Annotated in this window: 15 protein-coding genes; 10 read left to right on the top strand and 5 right to left on the bottom strand. The window is 65.4% G+C overall.

Going from position 1 to position 18,043, the window contains the following annotated elements:
- The 7 genes from ACI2KK_RS22700 to madM all read left to right on the top strand — a co-directional run bounded on the left by ACI2KK_RS22700 (nt 1) and on the right by madM (nt 4,825).
- Nucleotides 1-300, top strand: coding sequence for a malonate decarboxylase subunit delta (locus ACI2KK_RS22700; protein ID WP_404670700.1), 300 nt, complete (start codon nt 1-3; stop codon nt 298-300).
- Nucleotides 293-1,141, top strand: a complete 849-nt coding sequence (locus ACI2KK_RS22695; RefSeq protein ID WP_404670699.1) for a biotin-independent malonate decarboxylase subunit beta — start codon at nt 293-295, stop codon at nt 1,139-1,141. Before ACI2KK_RS22700 ends, ACI2KK_RS22695 begins: the two co-directional genes overlap by 8 nt.
- Nucleotides 1,138-1,929, top strand: coding sequence for a biotin-independent malonate decarboxylase subunit gamma (mdcE, locus tag ACI2KK_RS22690; protein WP_404670698.1), 792 nt, complete (start codon nt 1,138-1,140; stop codon nt 1,927-1,929). Before ACI2KK_RS22695 ends, mdcE begins: the two co-directional genes overlap by 4 nt.
- Nucleotide 1,930: 1 nt before the next feature.
- The gene (locus ACI2KK_RS22685) at nt 1,931-2,587 is read left to right on the top strand and encodes a malonate decarboxylase holo-ACP synthase (protein ID WP_404670697.1); all 657 of its coding nucleotides are present in this window, start codon (nt 1,931-1,933) and stop codon (nt 2,585-2,587) included.
- Nucleotides 2,584-3,498 carry a malonate decarboxylase subunit epsilon gene (gene mdcH / locus ACI2KK_RS22680; RefSeq protein WP_404670696.1) on the top strand — a complete coding sequence of 305 codons (915 nt, stop codon included), beginning with the start codon at nt 2,584-2,586 and terminating at the stop codon, nt 3,496-3,498. Before ACI2KK_RS22685 ends, mdcH begins: the two co-directional genes overlap by 4 nt.
- Nucleotides 3,499-3,636: 138 nt before the next feature.
- Nucleotides 3,637-4,059 (top strand): malonate transporter subunit MadL, encoded by a 423-nt coding sequence (gene madL / locus ACI2KK_RS22675; protein WP_404670695.1) that lies wholly within the window; start codon nt 3,637-3,639, stop codon nt 4,057-4,059.
- 1 nt (nt 4,060) lies between these two features.
- Nucleotides 4,061-4,825 (top strand): malonate transporter subunit MadM, encoded by a 765-nt coding sequence (gene madM, locus ACI2KK_RS22670; protein ID WP_404670694.1) that lies wholly within the window; start codon nt 4,061-4,063, stop codon nt 4,823-4,825.
- A gap of 213 nt (nt 4,826-5,038) precedes the next feature.
- Here madM and ACI2KK_RS22665 read toward each other — a convergent pair whose 3' ends face one another.
- The 3 genes from ACI2KK_RS22665 to ACI2KK_RS22655 form a co-directional block, all read right to left on the bottom strand.
- Nucleotides 5,039-6,886, bottom strand: a complete 1,848-nt coding sequence (locus ACI2KK_RS22665) for an AAA family ATPase (RefSeq protein WP_404670693.1) — start codon at nt 6,884-6,886, stop codon at nt 5,039-5,041.
- 101 nt (nt 6,887-6,987) lie between these two features.
- Nucleotides 6,988-7,899, bottom strand: a complete 912-nt coding sequence (locus tag ACI2KK_RS22660; RefSeq protein WP_217843337.1) for a LysR substrate-binding domain-containing protein — start codon at nt 7,897-7,899, stop codon at nt 6,988-6,990.
- A 116-nt stretch (nt 7,900-8,015) separates the two neighbouring features.
- Nucleotides 8,016-9,344, bottom strand: a complete 1,329-nt coding sequence (locus ACI2KK_RS22655; RefSeq protein ID WP_404670692.1) for an MFS transporter — start codon at nt 9,342-9,344, stop codon at nt 8,016-8,018.
- A gap of 155 nt (nt 9,345-9,499) precedes the next feature.
- Between ACI2KK_RS22655 and ACI2KK_RS22650 the strand changes: the two genes are divergently transcribed.
- The 3 genes from ACI2KK_RS22650 to ACI2KK_RS22640 all read left to right on the top strand — a co-directional run bounded on the left by ACI2KK_RS22650 (nt 9,500) and on the right by ACI2KK_RS22640 (nt 14,334).
- A complete protein-coding gene (locus tag ACI2KK_RS22650) occupies nt 9,500-10,597 on the top strand; it encodes a sugar diacid recognition domain-containing protein (protein ID WP_404670691.1) in 1,098 nt (365 codons plus the stop codon).
- A 669-nt stretch (nt 10,598-11,266) separates the two neighbouring features.
- Nucleotides 11,267-13,072 carry a di-heme-cytochrome C peroxidase gene (locus ACI2KK_RS22645; RefSeq protein WP_404670690.1) on the top strand — a complete coding sequence of 602 codons (1,806 nt, stop codon included), beginning with the start codon at nt 11,267-11,269 and terminating at the stop codon, nt 13,070-13,072.
- A gap of 122 nt (nt 13,073-13,194) precedes the next feature.
- On the top strand, nt 13,195-14,334 hold the full coding sequence (locus tag ACI2KK_RS22640; protein ID WP_404670689.1) for a glycerate kinase: 1,140 nt from the start codon (nt 13,195-13,197) through the stop codon (nt 14,332-14,334).
- 279 nt (nt 14,335-14,613) lie between these two features.
- Here ACI2KK_RS22640 and ACI2KK_RS22635 read toward each other — a convergent pair whose 3' ends face one another.
- The gene (locus ACI2KK_RS22635) at nt 14,614-15,486 is read right to left on the bottom strand and encodes a phosphate/phosphite/phosphonate ABC transporter substrate-binding protein (RefSeq protein WP_404670688.1); all 873 of its coding nucleotides are present in this window, start codon (nt 15,484-15,486) and stop codon (nt 14,614-14,616) included.
- Nucleotides 15,474-17,801, bottom strand: a complete 2,328-nt coding sequence (locus tag ACI2KK_RS22630; RefSeq protein WP_404670687.1) for an EAL domain-containing protein — start codon at nt 17,799-17,801, stop codon at nt 15,474-15,476. Before ACI2KK_RS22630 ends, ACI2KK_RS22635 begins: the two co-directional genes overlap by 13 nt.
- Nucleotides 17,802-18,043: the final 242 nt, after the last annotated feature.

The following is an 18,043-nucleotide window of genomic DNA, read 5'->3' as shown; positions in this document are numbered from 1 at the left end:
ATGCAAACCCTGAACTTTCAATTCCCTGCACAAGCGCCCGGGCGCGGCCGCACCCTGGTGGGCTGCGTCAGCTCCGGCGACCTTGAAGTACTGATAGAGCCCGGCACCCAGGGCAGCCTGCAGATCCAGGTGGTGACCTCGGTCAACGGCAGCGAAGCCCGCTGGGCGCAGCTGTTCGAGCGCCTGTTCGCCGGCCGCGCGCTGCCGGCGCTGAACATCGACATTCATGATTTCGGCGCCACCCCGGGCGTGGTGCGCCTGCGCCTGGAACAAGGCTTCGAGGAGATCGACCATGACTGATACCGCCCGCCTGCTGCACAACCGCAGCTTCGTCGAACTGGGCGCCCGCCAGCGCGCCCGGGCGCTGCTGGACAACGGCACCTTCCGCGAACTGCTCGGCCCGTTCGAGCGCCTGATGTCACCTTGGCTGCCGCGCCAGGGCATCGTGCCCCAGGCCGATGACGGCGTGGTCATCGCCAAGGGCCGCCTGGCCGGCCGGCCCTGCGTGGTGGCTGCCATCGAGGGCGGCTTCCAGGGCGGCAGCATGGGCGAGGTGGGCGGGGCGAAGATCGCCGGCGCCCTGGAGCTGGCGGTGGAGGACAACCGCAACGGCATCCCCACCTGCGCCGTGCTGCTGCTGGAAACCGGCGGCGTGCGCCTGCAGGAGGCCAACCTGGGTCTGGCGGCCATTGCCGAGATCCAGGCCGCCATCGTCGAGCTGCGCGGCTACCAGCCGGTGGTCGGGGTGATCGCAGGCTCGGTCGGCTGCTTCGGCGGCATGTCCATTGCCGCCGGGTTGTGCAGCCATCTGCTGGTTACTCGCGAAGCACGCCTGGGGCTCAATGGCCCGCAGGTGATCGAGCAGGAGGCGGGTATCGAGGAATACAACGCCAGTGACCGGCCCTTCATCTGGAGCCTGACCGGGGGCGAACAGCGCCATGCTAGCGGCCTGGTGGACGGCTACGTGGCCGACGATGTCGACAGCATTCGCCAGCAACTGCTGCAACTGCTCGATGCGCCTTCAGCTAACCGCGCCGGGCAATACGCCCGTTACCTGGAACGTCTCGGCAGTTTGGGCGAGGACGTCGCGCAACTGGATGGCGCCGCCGTGCGTGCCCTTTACCAAGGAGATGCATCATGAATCGAGCCCTGAACTGGCTGCCGGGCCTGGCCGGCGGTGAACCGCTGGCGGGTTACCCGGCCTCGCTGCAGGTGGTTGATGGTGAACTGGACAACCGCCTGGCGCGCTTCATTGCCGTGGTGCCCGACGCCCATAACCCGTTCCCTCGGGCCCGCGCAGGCGAGGTCGGTTTGCTCGAAGGCTGGGGCCTGGCCAAGGCGGTGAGCGAGGCAGTTGCGGCTGACCGCAATGGTGAAAAACGCGCCATCGTCGCGGTGATCGATGTGCCCAGCCAGGCCTATGGCCGCCGTGAGGAGGCGCTGGGTATTCACCAGGCCTTGGCCGGCGCCGTCGAGGCCTATGCCCAGGCGCGGCTGGCCGGGCACCCGGTGATCGGCTTGCTGGTGGGCAAGGCCATGTCCGGGGCGTTTCTGGCCCATGGCTACCAGGCCCAGCGCCTGATCGCGCTGGATGACAGCGGCGTGATGGTGCATGCCATGGGCAAGGCCGCCGCAGCGCGCATTACCTTGCGCAGTGTCGAGGCGCTGGAGGCGCTGGCCGCCGAGGTACCACCGATGGCCTATGACCTGCACAGCTATGCCTCGCTGGGCTTGCTGTGGAAGCGCTTGAGCGTGGGTGATGCCGAGCGGCCAGATGCTGCAGATATTGCGGCGGTACGGGCCTGCCTGGCCGATGCGGTGCGTGATATCGGCCAGTCCACCGACCTGGCCTCGCGCCTGGGTGGCGAGCATCGCCAGGCCTCGCGCCAGGTGCGCGAGCGCCTGCGTAGCCAGTGGCAGGAGGCCTGAGATGAGCGCCCCGCGTGCCCACGACCTGCTGTGGGGGATGACCCCGCAGATGCTGGCTGACGATGCGCCGCAGTGGGCTGTGCAGGTGCTGGCTGCCGGCCTGCCGGTGGTGGTGCGCCGTGCCCGGTGCAGCGATGGCTGGGTGGCGGTCGGGGTGCGCGGGCAGGGGCGGGCGCAGCGTTGGGGCGGGTTTATGCGGGTGGTGGATATCGACCATGTGGTAAGCCCGGAAGGCCTCATCGCGGGGCAAGCCCGCTCCCACGTTGATAGCGCAACTGCTGCGTGGGAGCGGGCTTGCCCCGCGATGGCGCTTGACGCTCTGGCATCGATTGCCCCGGTACTGGCCGCCACCGGCCTGCACTGGGGCCCCACCGGAGGCGTTGGCTACCACCTCGCCACAGGCCTCGATGTGTTGCATGCGGGCAGCGACCTCGACTTGCTCCTGCGCACCCCAACCGCTTTCACCCGCCAGGCCGCCAAGGAACTGCTGGACATCCTCGACTGCGCGCCATGCCGCATCGACCTGCAACTGGAAACCCCGGCCGGCGCCATCGCCCTGCGCGAATGGGCAGGCCCGGCTAACCGTGTACTGCTCAAGTCAGCCAGCGGCGCACGGCTGGTGTGCGACCCGTGGTCAGCGCTGGAGTGCGCAGCATGAGCAGCCTGTTCGCCTTCCCGGGCCAGGGCGCGCAGCAGCCGGGCATGCTGCACACCTTGCCGGCGGGCGCTGAATGCCTGCTGGAGGAGGCCAGCGATACCTTGGGTGAAGCGGTGCTGGCTTTGGACACTGCAGATGCCTTGCAGGGCACCCGCGCCGTGCAGCTGTGCCTGCTGCTGGCCGGTGTGGCCTGGGCGCGCTGGCTGCTGCAACGCAGCCCGGCGCCGGATTATGTGGCCGGCTTGTCCATCGGCGCCTACCCGGCTGCGGTGGTGGCCGATGCCCTGGATTTGGCCGATGCCGTGCGCCTGGTGGCCCTGCGCGGCGAACTGATGCAACGTGCCTACCCGCAGGGTTACGGCATGACGGCCTTGAGCGGCCTTGACCTGGCGGGCGTCGAGCAACTGCTGGCCGAGGTACCGGGCGAGGCCTTTGTGGCCAACTTGAACAGCGACAACCAGATCGTCATCGCCGGCAGCGACAGCGCCATGGCCGAGGTTGCACGCCGTGCCCAGGGCCGGGGCGTGGCCCGCAGGCTGGCGATCAGCGTGCCGTCCCATTGCAGGCTGCTGGACGGCGCCGCCGCACAGCTGGCAGCGGCGTTCGAACCGGTGCAATTGCGCCGGCCGCGTATCACCTGGCTGAGCGGCACCCGCGCGCGGCCAGTGCATGACCCTGTGCAATTGAAGGACGACCTGGCCTGGAACATGGCCCGGGTGGTGGACTGGCGCGGGCTGCTGCGTACCGCCTTCGAGCGCGGTGTGCGCCTGCAAGTGGAGCTGCCACCGGGCAGCGTGCTCAGCGGCCTGGCCCGCCCGGTGCTGGAACAGGGCAGGGTAGTGGCCCTGGAAAGCACCCGGCCCGATACAGTGGACGCCCTGTTGCGTCGGGAGGTGCAGCGCAGGCATTGACCCGGCACAACAGGCCCTCTGTAGGAGCCGGCTTGCCGGCGATAAGGCCGGCCCTGCAACCCTCGTATTTGCGGTACCAAGCAATGCGTTTCGAAGAACAACAACAAGCAACTTCGACAAAAGCTGAGGACAACAACAATGATCATCTATGGTGTGGCTCTGCTGGCGGTATGCACGCTTGCCGGCGTTATCGTCGGCGACTTCCTGGGCGTGCTGCTGGGCGTCAAATCCAATGTGGGCGGGGTGGGCATCGCCATGATCCTGCTGATCTGCGCACGCCTGTACATGCACCGCCACGGCGGCATGAGCAAGGAATGCGAGTTCGGCGTGGGCTTTTGGGGTGCCATGTACATCCCGGTGGTGGTGGCCATGGCCGCCCAGCAGAACGTGGTCACCGCCCTGCACGGCGGGCCGGTGGCACTGCTGGGCGCCGTCGGCGCGGTGCTGGTGTGCGGGTTGACCATCGCGCTGATCAGCCGCAGCCACCGCGGCGAGCCCCTGCCGGCGCTGGACGCGCCGCCACCGAGCAACGCGCAGGCCGTGCCTGCGGGAGGGCGCTGACATGTGGCCGATCATTGACAACGCCCTGGAACACAACGGCCTGATCACTGCTTTTGCGGTGGTGGGCGGGATCATGTGGCTGTCGGTGCTGCTGTCGAAGTACCTGACTTTCGGCCGGGTGCACGGCTCGGCCATCGCCATCGTCATCGGCCTGGTGCTGGCCTGGGTGGGCGGCACGCTCACCGGCGGGCAGAAGGGCCTGGCCGACATGGCGTTGTTCTCTGGTATCGGCCTGATGGGCGGGGCCATGCTGCGCGATTTCGCCATCGTCGCCACAGCCTTCGAGGTGCAGGCCACCGAGGCGCGCAAGGCCGGCATGATCGGCGCGGTGGCGCTGCTGCTGGGCACGGTGCTGCCGTTCATTGTCGGCGCCTGCGTGGCCTGGGCGTTCGGTTATCGCGATGCGGTGAGCATGACCACCATCGGTGCGGGCGCTGTGACCTATATCGTCGGGCCGGTGACCGGTGCGGCGCTGGGGGCGAGTTCGGACGTGATGGCGCTGTCGATTGCCACCGGGTTGATCAAGGCGATCCTGGTGATGGTGTTCACCCCGGTGTCGGCGCGCTTGCTGGCCCTGGACAACCCGCGTTCGGCAATGGTGTTCGGCGGCTTGGCCGGGACGGTGTCCGGGGTGACTGCGGGGCTGGCGGCGACGGACCGGCGCTTGGTGCCTTATGGCGCGTTGACTGCGACCTTCCATACCGGGCTGGGGTGCCTGATGGGGCCTTCGATTCTGTATTTCTGTGTGCGGGGGTTGGTGGGGTAAGGGGAGCTGCCAATCTGCGGTGCATATGGCACCGGCTGCGCCGGTGTTCGCGGCTAAAGCCGCTCCTACAGGGATCGCGTCAGATCAAGGCCTGCGCTGTACCTGTAGGAGCCGGCTTGCCGGCGATGAGGCCGGTACAGGCAGCACAGTTGCCAAAAACCAGTACCGATCAACTAGCTATGTCCATCTACCAAAGGCTGCGCGATGAAATCCTCAAAGGTGATTGTTGCTGAGGATATGCTCGAAAATCTGCTCGCAAAGCCCCCGAAGCGGTTCGGTCAATTTCCACTCAAGCGTTTTCATTTGCTCGATGGCAGCATGGCAGAACTTGACCTTGTCCTTGATGGTGCCGCTGTCTTCTGCGAATACGCGCCGGGCGTCTTTGCCGGTGTCGTTGAGGCCAAGGGCATTGTCAAGGTGACGGCCGATACCATGCGGTGAGACCTCAAGGCCAGGTTCCAGCTTGTCCAGCAGCGCCGGGTCCAACCCTTGAACGGTGGCCTTGTTCTTCCTGCCAAAGAGCGTCTTGGCCGTTTCGATGATGATGTTGCGGGGCAGCAGGTTTTCGATTTCCTTGCCCTTGAGCAGGTGCAGCCGCATGCCCAATTGCTGTTGCAGCAAGTCGGCACGGTCACCCTTGCCGACGATATCGCCATCGGCCAACAGAAATGCGGTGGCGCACAACCGCGTGGCATTGAGCTGTTCGGTGTCCGTCCGGTCGTCGAATGCCCAGTGGCCGAGCGTACCGCCTTGGTACTCGACGAAGGCGTAATGGAAGTTCTCCAGCAAGCCGGTCAGCTTTGTCTTGCGCGTTCCCTCTTCCAGTTCGTCGATGTATTGCTTCATGAATACGCCGAGGTAGAGCCTGTCGGTGATGCCCTCGACCCACACTGTGCAGTTGGCCAGGTACACGGAGGAGGCTGAAACGCCCAATTCGGCTAGCAGTTCCCGGTCTTTGGTCGACTCCTTCACCTCGAACTTCACGTCGGCCTGGCTGCCGATTTTGGAGACCTTGTGAATGGTCACGCGGGTGTCGATTTCCGCGAGGTCGAGCAGGTGGTTGGAGTGGGTGGTGGCGAAGTATTGGTGTTCGGTGTGGTTGAGCAGGAAAAGCGCCAGTTTTCTCAAAAGGCCGGGGTGAAGGCAAAGCTCGGGTTCCTCGATGAAGAAGCGTGCGGGTTCCTTGGTGAGGAAAGCGGCGGAAGTGATGATGATCACTTGCTGCATGCCGTCGCCCAAGTCGAAGATGGAGAACTGGTCGTCGTCGCCGATCTTTACCGAAACGGTGTCTTTGCCGTACTGGGGGATTAATGTGATTTCAGCACCACCAAAGAACTCATGGCCAAGAATCGTTTCATACTCCCGAATGAGTTGCCTTTCTTGCGGCTGCCCTAGAAGGAATTGTACGAGCAACTGATACAGGTCGAAGCCTGTAATGATGTTTAGCTCTTTGATGTCGAGAGCTTGAGCGGGGAAATAGTCTTTACATGTCCGATTGCGAAAAGCGTCAGTCGATGCGTCAAGAGGACGCATGCCCCTGAGAATAGGAATGTAGTGATGTTTGGAGTTTAAAATAAACTCGAGTGTGGATTTCAGTTTCCCCACAGTTAGGGGCGCCGTATCTGATAGTCCTCTATCTTCCATCTGCCACTTGAAGCTCTGCATGGCACTCCGGGCGTCATGACTGATATGATGGTTTTCATAAATACTTGTTCTGCCGTCGATTACTCTCAGGAGGTTATTAAATAGCTCCTCGCTGGAGGAGTGGCTCAGACATTTATTATTAAGTGCCCCTAGAAAATCGGCAGATACTATTGGCCCAATGGCAGTATGGTTTTCGAAAAAGCCCAGCATGTCACCCAGCTCTGCGGCTATGGTAGAGAGTGTTCTACCCGCAGCGACCTGAAGCTCCTTTTTTTCGGAAGAAAACAGCGCCCTGAGCAATCGGCTCTTGCCGCTGTTGTTTGGCCCAATGAATAGATTTAACCGCTCTGATCTTATGCCGTTCGGCCCAGCGTTAAAGTTATCCAGCTTCGAAGACCAAATAGCCTGAATACCCATTACTACCCCTGACTCCCTGGTGCCGGCTACCCACCATGGCAGCCAAAAGCCATCATCGTGCAGCAGTTCCCCTCGAAGCGCCAGACCAGGCCACCGCCCAATCAAACCTCCCGGCTATACATCCTGCACTCGGCCAACAACGCCAACAGGTTCGGCTCGCGCTCGCGCGCCTTCAAGAACACCACGCCAATATGCTGCTGCAACCGATACCGCGGCTGCAGCGCAATCAACCGCACGCGGTTCTCGTATACCGCCGCGATGCGCCCCGGCAGCAGGGCAAAGCCCACCCCCGAGCTGACCATGCTCAGCAGGGTGAAGATATCGTTCACCTGCATGGCCACCTTGGGCTCGAACCCGGCCTGCTGGAACACCCGTGCACCGTCGCGGTGGGTGGCAAAACCCTGGGTCAGGGTGATGAAGGTGGAGTCGGCGAGGTCCGCCAGGTCCACTTCGGCCTGTTCGGCGAAGGGGGAATCGGTGGGCACGGCGAGGAAGATATCGTCCGAGAACAGCGCCAGTTGCTCGCAGGCCGGGTCGCTGACGCTTTCGTCCAGCGACACCAGCATGGCGTCCAGTTCGTGGTTTTTCAGGCGGTGCAGCAGGTCGATGTTCGAGCCCAGGGTAAGGTCGATGTTCAGCTCGCTGCGCCGCAGCTTCAGGCCCATCACAAGCTTGGGCACGGTCTTGACCGTGAGCGAATACAGCGCGCCCAGGCGAAAGCGCTCGGCGTAGAAGCCTGCGGCCTCGCGGGTGTGGCGCACCATCTGTTCGGCGTCCTGGATCAGCTGGCGGGCCTTTTTCTCCAGAACGTAGGCGCTTTCCAGCGGGATCAGCTGGCGGCCTTCGTGCTTGAACAAGGGGCAGCGCAGGGCGCTTTCCAGCGAGTGGATGGCGCGGTGCACGCTGACAGCGCTGGTGGCAAGTTCTGCGGCGGCGCGGCCGAGGTTGCCGGTGCGCATGAAGGCGAGGAAGGTTTCGAGCTTTTTAAGGGTGAGTTCTTCGTCGATCAGCATGCACCGGTCCTTGTAGGAGCCGGCTTGCCGGCGATGAGGCCTTTGAGAGCGACACAATACCTTGTGTTGGCGCCCAGGGCCCTATCGCCGGCAAGCCGGCTCCTACAGGGGACGCGTCAGTTGGCGCGGGCCAGGGCGCTGTTGCCGGCGCGCGAGACGCGCAGCGCCACCAGGCTACCGACCACGATCAACACCGCCAGCGCATACAGCGCGGCATCGGTGGATCCAGTCTGGTCCTTGATGAAGCCGACCAGGTACGGGCTGAGGAAGCCGGCCATCTGCCCCACCGAGTTGATGATCGCCAGGCCCGCCACGGCGGTGCCGGCGCTCAGCAGGGCGGTCGGCATTGGCCAGAACATCGGCAGGCCGGTGAGGGCGCCCATGGTGGCGATGGACAGGCCGAGGATGGCAATGGCCGGTTGGCCTGCGAAGTTCACCGCGATCACCAGGCCCAGCGCGCCCATCAGCATCGGCACCACAAGGTGCCAGCGGCGCTCGTTGCGCAGGTCTGCCGAGCGGCCCACCAGAATCATGAACACCCCGGCCAGCAGGTACGGGATGGCGCTCAGCCAGCCGATCAGCAGCGGGTTGTCGAAGCCCATGTTCTTGATGATCGACGGCAGCCAGAAGTTGATCGCGTACACGCCGCTCTGGATGCAGAAGTAGACGAAACCGAAGGTCCAGATCAGCGGGTTGGTCAGCACGGCGAGCACGCCATCACCGCGGGTGGCGGGTTTGGCGGCAGCGTCGGCGGCAAGGTCGGCATCGATCAGCTGGCGCTCGGCCGGGCTCAGCCAGGTGGCTTTCTGGTGGCTGTCACTGAGCAGTACCACGGCCAGCGCGCCAAGGGCGACGGTGGGCAGGCCCTGGATCAGGAACATCCACTGCCAGCCGGCAAGGCCGCCCTGGCCTGCGGCAAAGTGTTGCAGAATCCAACCCGAGAACGGCCCGCCGAGCAGGCCGGAAACCGGGATCGCCGACATGAACAGGGCCATGATGCGGCCACGCCGCGCGGCCGGGAACCAGCGCGAGAGGTACAGCACCACGCCCGGGAAGAAGCCGGCTTCGGCGGCGCCGGTGAGCAGGCGCAAGGTGTAGAACTCGGTGGGGGTGGTGACGAACAGCAGGCAGGTGGACAGGCTGCCCCAGGCGATCATCATCACCGCGATCCAGCGTCGCGGGCCGAAGCGGTTGAGCGCCAGGTTGCTGGGCAGGCCGCACAGCACGTAGCCGATGAAGAAGATGCCGGCGCCGAGGCCGTACACCGTTTCGCTGAATTTCAGGGCGTCGAGCATCTGCAGCTTGGCAAAGCCGACGTTGACGCGGTCCAGGTAGTTGAACAGGTAGCAGATGAAAATGAACGGAATCAGCCGCAGGGTGATGCGCCGGTACAGCGCGTTGCGGGTGATGTCGTTGCCTTGGTCAGGGGCGGGGCTGTGTGCCATGATCGGGGTCTCTTTTGTTATGGTTGTCGCCGCGTCGCCTGTAGCCGGCGCTCGCCTTGACGAGTCTCGGGGAGTGTAGCGCGGCTGTCTTTGTGCTTTTGCACAGGCTGGGCTCAAAGCTGCTGTGCCGGCGACCAAACCTTAAGGAACCCTGCATGTTCGAACTGGACCACGCGCTGGCCCAGGACATCGTCGACCGGGCGATGGCCATTTTGCCTTGCAACGTGAATGTGATGGACAGCCAGGGGCTGATCCTGGGCAGCGGCGAGGCCGAGCGTATCAATACCCGCCACGAAGGCGCGCAACTGGTGCTGGCCAACGGGCGCATCGTCGAGCTGGACGGCGAGGCCGCCAAATGCCTGAAGGGCGTGCAGCCGGGGGTCAACCTGCCGCTGATGCTCGATGGCCGGCTGATCGGCGTGCTGGGCCTGACCGGCGAGCCGCAGCAGTTGCGCACCTACGGCGAACTGGTGCGCATGACCGCCGAGATGCTGCTGGCCCAACGTCACCTGCAGGTAGAGCAACAGTGGCGGCGCCAGCGCTGTGATGACTTGCTGGCGTTGCTGCTGGGTGGTTCGGGCGAGTCGCCACGGCTGGTGGACGAAGCGCAGCAGCTGGGTTTGAAACCCAACCTGCCGCGGGTGCCTTGCCTGTTCGAGCTGAAATCCGGGCCGCCGGCCGAGGCACTGTCGGCCTGGCTGATGAGCCGCTTCCCCGACAGCTGGTGCGTCAGCCCTGCGCGCCAGTCGTTGCTGTGGTGCCGCCCGGCGGTGGCTGCGGTGGACGAAGCGCGGCTGTTCGAGCGCCTGCAGCGCCACGGCTGGGAAGTCGAGCGGCTCGCCTTGGGCAGCCCGGCACAAAGCCTGGAGCAACTGCGCCGTGGCTACCGCCGGGTGCGCGACTTGCTGGCCTACGGGCGTGAGGTGCTGCCCAACGAGCGCCTGCTGAGCCTGGAGCGTTACCGCCTGCCGGCGCTGCTGTGGCGCCACCGTAACGACGACGCCCTGGATGAGCTGCTGGAGCCGTTGCTGCGCATCCGCGCCAGGGACGCCAGCGGCCAGTTGCTGGCCACGCTGCGCGCCTGGTGCGCCCATGACGGGCAGAGCCAGGCCTGTGCCGATATCTTGGGGATTCACCGTAACAGCCTGCGCTACCGGCTGGAACGCATTGCCGAGCTGGGCGAGGTGGACCCGCTGCGCATGGAAGGCATGCTGAGCCTGTACCTGGGGTTGCAGTTGCTGCCGGCGGACTGAGCCAGCGCCTGTGGAACAAATCACAACTCGTTGATTTAACGAAGATTCTGTGGGAGCGGCTTCAGCCGCGAACACCGGCGAAGCCGGTGCCATCTAGCGCGGCGCCTGCTTCGCGGCTAAAGCCGCTCCCACAGGTACGGCGCTTGGTTCGGGCATCGCGCGATCCTGTAGGAGCCGGCTTGCCGGCGATCACCGGCACAGCCGGTGCCATCTACCGCGGCGCCTGCTTCGCGGCTAAAGCCGCTCCCACAGGTACGGCGCTTGGTTCGGGCATCGCGCGATCCTGTAGGAGCCGGCTTGCCGGCGATCACCGGCACAGCCGGTGCCATCTACCGCGGTGCCTGCTTCGCGGCTAAAGCCGCTCCCACAGGTACGGCGCTTGGTTCGGGCTTCGCGCGATCCTGTAGGAGCCGGCTTGCCGGCGATGAGGCCGGTTCAGGCAGCACAAGACAGTTGCTCCCATAGGGGCCACGGTGCATCTGCGATACTCGTTCTCTTCGTGACAGCATTGCACAGGCAGACGCAAGCAATTCTTGCTAGCACTATCATCCGCTAATGCTGGCATTAATATGCCATCACCCTGGCACCGGCAAACCGCTCGGCTACAGTGCGCTGACCACGTCAAGCAAGGGAGCTGCAGGGATGATGATTTCAAGGAAGAAGCTGCTGTTGAGCAGCCTGTTTGCCATGGCGACCACGGCGCAGGCGCAGGCCGTTGACCTCGACCAGGGGTGGGATGCACGCACCCTTGCCAACTGGCAGCAGCTGTCGCAAGGCTCGCGCTATATGCCGCTGTCCTGGGCCGACGCGTTGGAGGCGCCCGGCCAGCAAGGCCGTTTTCTCACCGAACAGAACATCGCCCGTTACGGTTATGCGGCTTACCAGGCGCAGTACCAGGGGCGCACATTGCTGCTGCCGATGGGCTTCGTGCCCGATGACAACGATGATCGCCACCTGTCCTACACCCGCTTGCGCTGGTACCAGAACCAAGGCAACCGCGAGCTCTGGCTGGGCATGAACTGCTCGGCCTGCCACACCAGTACCGTGCAGTACAACGGGCAGCGCATGGTGATCCAGGGTGGGCCGACCAATGCCGACTTCCAGGCATTTTTCGATGACCTGCAGCAGGCCATGCGCGAGACACAAACCGACACGGCCAAGTTCTCGCGCTTTGCCCAGGCGGTACTCGGCGAGCGGGAGAATGCCGAGAATCGCCAGTTGCTCAAGCAATCGCTCACCCAGCTCAACGCGTTTTATGCCCGCAACAGCGAGCTCAATGGCGATGTGGCCAAGTACGGGCCAGGCCGCCTCGATGCGGTGGGGCACATTCTGAACAAGGTCAGCCAGATCAGCGGTGCGCCCAACCCGCAGGCCAACCCCGCCGATGCACCGGTGAGCTACCCGTTCCTCTGGAACGTGCCGCAGCACGACAAGGTGCAGTGGAATGGCATGGTCGAAAACCAGCGCCTGAAACTGCTGGGGCGCGAGAGCATCGACGTCGGCGCCCTGGGGCGCAACGTTGGCGAGGTGATCGGGGTGTACGCCGACGTGATCCCGGTCAAGGACCCAGGCTTGCTGCGAGGCTTCGTTTCCAGCGTGAAGGTCAAGAACCTGGAGGTGCTGGAAGAGTCGCTGCGCACGCTCAAGCCGCCGCGCTGGCCGAACGATGTGCTGGGCGAGCCCAAGCCTGAGCTGGTTGCCGAGGGCAAGGGCGTGTACGACGCGTTGAACTGCGGCAGCTGCCACGCCAAGCTGGAGCGCACGGACCTGAAAACGCCGATCAAGGCGCACATGGTCACCATCGGCTCCGCCGATGCGCTGGACAACAACCCGCAGTTGATCGGCACAGACCCGGGCATGGCCTGCAACGCCTTCCAGTACGCATCGTCTTCCGGGGTGTTGGCGGGCATGACGGTGGCAACGCCCAAGCACCAGCCGAAGCAGGTTGTGCAACCCTACGACAAAGTCGCCAACATGCTGACGGTGACCGCCAAGCAAACCTTGCTGGGCCAGCGCCACGATGTGGCTGAGCTGGTTGCCGGTGGCTTCGTTGGCATTCCGGTCAAGCCCGAGCGCGTGCCCGGTTTTCGTAACCGCCAGCTGATGCGGGTTGAGGATGAGCGCGATCTGCGGCAAATCGACTGCTACAAGGCAGCCTTCACCCAGCCGACCCTGGCCTACAAGGCACGGCCACTGACCGGCATCTGGGCCACGGCGCCCTACCTGCACAACGGCTCGGTCGCCAGCTTGTACGAACTGTTGCTGGCGCCCCAGCAGCGGATGAAGGTGTTCTACACCGGTAGCAATGAGTTCGACCCCAAGCATGTCGGCTTCGTCACCACCGAGGGCGAGGGCAACCTGTTCAAGTTCGACACCCAGGTGCGGGGCAACAGCAATGACGGCCATGACTATGGCGTCGGCGCACTGGACGAGGGCCGCCGGCTGGCGCTGCTTGAGTACCTCAAGACCTTGTAGCGCCCAGGGGAGGGCAGGCTTGTTGGAAACGCCCAAACAAGCCTGCTCCTGTTTTGTGCATCTGGCCAAAGCGCAGGGTTTGCGCACCTGTCAGCATGCAGGCATCAGGACAGGAGAATCCCATGAAAATCGTCATTGCCCCCGACTCGTTCAAGGACAGTCTCGACGCCGCTGGCGTCGCCCGTGCCATTGCCGACGGCCTGGCCGAGGTGTGGCCAGGTGCCGAGTTGGTGCAGTGCCCGATGGCCGACGGTGGCGAGGGCACCATGGAGGCGATCGTCGCGGCCAGCCACGGCGAACAGCGCCGGCAGGCCGTGCGCGGGCCGTTGGGCGACAGCGTCGAGGCCAGCTGGGGCTGGTTGGCCGACAGCCGCACGGCGGTGATCGAGATGGCCCAGGCCAGCGGCATTCAACTGCTGCCCAGCCAGCAGCGCGATGCCTGCCGCAGCAGCACCTGGGGCACTGGCGAGCTGATTGCCTCGGCGCTGGCGGCCGGTGCCAAACGTATCGTCCTGGCCATCGGTGGCAGTGCCACCAACGACGGTGGCAGCGGCATGCTGCGCGCCCTTGGCCTGCGCCTGTTGGATGCCGCCGGGCAGCCGTTGGCAGAGGGTGGCCTGGCGCTGGCGCAACTGGCGCGCATCGATGCCAGCGACCTCGACCCGCGCCTGGCCGAGGTGCAGGTGGAGGTGGCGGCCGATGTCGACAACCCGCTGTGCGGCCCTAACGGCGCCTCGGCGATCTTCGGCCCGCAGAAGGGCGCAAGCCCCGAGCAGGTGCAACTGCTGGACCAGGCCCTGGGCCATTTTGCCGACCATTGCGCGCAACTGCTGGGCAAGGATGTACGTGACGAGCCGGGCAGCGGTGCGGCCGGCGGCATGGGCTTTGCGGCCAAGGCGTTCATGGGCGCGCGGTTTCGCCCGGGTGTAGAGGTGGTGGCTGAGCTGGCCGGGCTGGATGCGCTGGTACAGGGCGCGGACCTGGTGATCACCGGGGAAGGGCGCTTTGATGCCCAGACCCTGCGCGGCAAGACCCCGCTTGGGGTGGCGCGGGTGGCCAAGCGTCACGGCGTGCCGGTGGTGGTGCTGGCTGGCACCCTGGGGGCCGGCTACGAGCAGCTGTATGCCCATGGCATCGATGCCGCGTTTGCCCTGGCCAGCGGGCCGATGAGCCTGGAGCAGGCCTGTGCCGGGGCCGAGGGGTTGCTGAAGGCGCGGGCGGCGGATGTGGCGCGGTTGTGGCAGGTTGCCAAGGGGCGCTGAATTCCGCGATCTGGCTACTGCCGCGGTCCCTGTGGGAGCGGGTTTACCGGAGTGCCGGACCACCGCGAAGCAAACGACGCAGTGCCTGGCACCGGCTGCGCCGGTGTTCGCGGCTAAAGCCGCTCCCACAGGTACGGCGCCTGTTTCGCGCCTCGTGCGGTCCTGTGGGAGCGGGTTTACCGGAGTGCCGGACCACCGCGAAGAAGACGACGCGGTGCCCAGCTTTAGAAATTGAGCAAGACAGTTGCTCCCACACGGGCCGCACAAATCTGCAGAAGCTCACGGCTGCAATGACGCCTCCATCATCTTCTCCAACCCCGCATATTCCTTGTGCCCCACCGGCACCAGCCCGGTGGCTTCCTGGGAGGCGACAAACCCCGCGAGGGCCTTGGGGTCTTCGAGCATGGCCTTGCGCAGTTTGTTCTTCAACGCCGGGCACAGGCTGGCACTGAACACGTAGGGGTCGTAGTAGATCGGCTCGGAACGCCACAGCACCTGCAGGCGCTTGGGATCGACGCTGTGGCTTGCCAGGTAGGCATCGGCCTGCTCGCTGGCGACGAACGCGGCATCCACCCGGCCTTCGAGCAGCGCTTCCATGGCTTTGTCATGGTTGCCGGCATACACCAGCGAACCGAAATAGCTCGGCAGCGGCGTGCCCACCAGCGCGGCAAATTCGACGCTGGGTACCAGGCTGCCCGAGGTGCTGGCCGGGTCACTGAGTGCCACCCGGGTGCCGCGCAATGCGTCGGTACTGGCGGGGCCACCAGAGCGAGTCAGCAGCAGCGCCTGGTAGTGGTTGCCGGCCGGCGTGTAGGTGCCGCCGCTGAGGGTGAAGGTGGCGAACGGCTCGATACGCCGGTCGCGGCGGTGGGCAAGGATGTACGACGCTGGGCCCAGCCGGGCGATGTCGGCACCGCCGGAAACGATCGCATCCACCACGCTTTCGTAGGAGCCGCTGACCACCAGTTCCACCGGCACCCCGGCGGCCTTGCCCAGGCGCGCCAGCAGTGGCTGGTGCTCGCGGGTCATGTCTTCCACGCTTTTGATCGGGATCACCGCCAGGCGCAGGGCGTGGGGCGTGCAGTTGGCCTGCGCGTAGCCGGCCAGCAGTTGCGCCAGTGCCACGGCGCCCAGTGTTTTCAGTACACGCATGCCTTCTCCTCGGTGCCGTTGAAAGGCGGGTAGTCGTGCAACTGCGCCGGCGACAGCGGCCGGCTGAAGTGGTAACCCTGGGCGATGTCGCAGCCGGCGAGCTTCAGGCACACCACCTGCTCGCGGGTTTCGACGCCTTCGGCGACCACCTCAAGGCCCAGACGCTTGGCCAGGATGATGGTCGAGGACACGATGGGGCTGTCGTCGTAGCTGTTGGACAGCGGAGCGATCAGCGCCCGGTCGATTTTAAGCTTGGACAGCGGCAGTGATTGCAGGTGGGCGAAGCCTGCATAGCCGCGGCCGAAGTCGTCCAGGCTGATGCCGATGCCGGCCGCGCGCAGGCGGTACAGGTGTTCAACCGCCGTGCCCTCGGGCTCGAGCACCGTGGTTTCGGTGATTTCCAGCTCCAGGCGGCTGGCGCGGATGCCGTAGTACTCAAGCTCGGCCAACAGGCGGGCGCTGAAGTCTGGCTGGCGCAGCTGCAGGGCAGATACGTTCACCGCCAGGCGCGCATCCTGCTCTCGGGCATCCCAGCGGGCCAGCTCTTCGCAGGCCAGGCGCAGCACCTCCCAGCCCAGGTCGACGATAAAACCGCTGCGCTCGGCCATGCCGATGAAGCGGTCGGGGTAGAGCAGGCCGAATTCAGGGTGCTGCCAGCGCACCAGGGCTTCGTAGCCCAGCACCTGCAGGGTATCCAGGCGAATCTGCGGTTGGTAGTGGAGCACGAACTGGCGCTCGGCCAGGGCGCTGCCGAAGGCTTGTTCGAGGGTAAAGGCCTGGATGTCGGACAGGTTCAGCGACGGGTCGAAGAAGCGGTACTGCGCACGCCCGGCCTGCTTGGCCGAGTACATGGCGGCGTCGGCGCAGCGGATCAGCGTGTCGATGTCCTGGCCATCGCGCGGGCAGATGCTCACGCCCACGCTGGGGCTGGTGTTGACCTCCTGGCCGTCGAGGGCGTAGGTGGCCGAGAGCTTGTCGACCAGCGCCCGTACCCAGGCGTCTATCTGCTCTTCGCTGCGCTCGCCTGCCAGCAGCACCACGAATTCGTCGCCGCCAAAGCGCGAGGCTTCGTCGCCGGGTTCGAGCAGGCGTTGGATGCGCCCGGCCACGGCTTGCAGCAACAGGTCGCCGACCTTGTGCCCGAGGGAGTCGTTGATCGACTTGAAACGGTCCATGTCGATGAACAGGATCGCCATCAGCCGGCGCTTGCCGCGTTGCTGGGTCAGCGCCTGGGCGGCTACCTCGACGAACTGGCGGCGGTTGTGCAGGCCGCTCAAGTGATCGGTGGCGGCGGCGTGGCTGCTGCGCCGGTGCTCGTCTTCCAGGCGGTCGATCAGTTGCTGGTTGACCTGCTGGGCGCGCTCCAGTTCGCCGAACGCCTCCTGGCGCTTGTGCAGCAGGCGCAGGCCCCAGGTGAGGCTGGCGAGAATCAGCAGGGTCATGACGACGTTCAGCCACAGCTGGCGGCTGACGGTGAGCGCCGAGGGGGCGAGGATTTCGTCGTGGCGCTGGCTCACCACCACGCTGAAACCCCGTTCGGGCACCCGGCGGTACAGGCTCTGGTAGGCGCCTTCGAGGCTGTACTGGGTGAGCTGGCCGCTGTCGTCACCGGTGCCCGGCAGGCCGGGTACCAGGGTTTCGCCGGCCACCACCACGCCGCTGGTGTCGATGCGCAGGCGCTCCTGGCCATCGTCCTGGAGCAGGCGTACCAGGCCGGTCTTGCCCAGGTCGATGTGCTGGAACAGCACCGCCAGGTAGCCGATATCCAGTTGCACCACCAGGATGTTGTCGATTTCCCGGCCCGGCAGGTCAGTCAGCGGCAGCAGGAACGGCAAGCGCCAGTTGGGCAGGGCAGAGCGGCTGGCGGGGGGCGTGGTGCGCGGCAGGAAGGCCTTGAAACCGTAGTGCGAGACATGGGTTTTCAGCTGCTCGAGCCAGGCCTGGGGCAGTTGCTCGGGTTCGTCGTTGTGGCTGGACGAGAGCAGCCGCCCGTTGTGGTCGTACAGGCTCATGCGCTTGAACACCGGGTCTTCGGCCAGCAGCCGGGCCAGGCTCAGGTTGCCTTGGCGCAGGCGCTTCATGTCGTCCTGGGTCACCCGCCCGACGGCTTGGGCGCGGTCCACCAGCTGGCGCAGGTTTTCCCCGACGATGCTGGCAAGGTTCAGATGTTCGGCGGCTTTTGCCGACAACGCATCCTGGCGCGAGGCGGCCTTCTGGTTGATGTGCAGGCCCCACAAAAAGGTCAGGGTGAGTACGCAAAGCATCGACAGCAGCAGTGGCAGCAGCCCTGCGGAAGAGAGAGAACGCCTGATCACTGCTGGTATCCCCGGCCCTGGGTGGTCTTCGAAAAATACGACAGAAAGATGACAGCGCAATGACTGATGGCAGATTGCCTTTAATTGTTTTTGAAGGGGAGCGCGGCCCCCTGTAGGAGCGGGGGGGGGGGGGGGGGGGGGGGGGGGGGGGGGGGGGGGGGGGGGGGGGGGGGGGGGGGGGGGGGGGGGGTGGGGGGGGGCGGGGGGGGGGGCGGCGGGGGGGCGCGGGGGCCGCGCGGGGC

The organism is Pseudomonas sp. NPDC089406, assembly GCF_044900265.1.
GTDB lineage: Bacteria > Pseudomonadota > Gammaproteobacteria > Pseudomonadales > Pseudomonadaceae > Aquipseudomonas > Aquipseudomonas fakonensis.
Note: the sequence above shows the minus strand (reverse complement) of the source record. Positions and strands in the feature narration are given on the sequence as shown.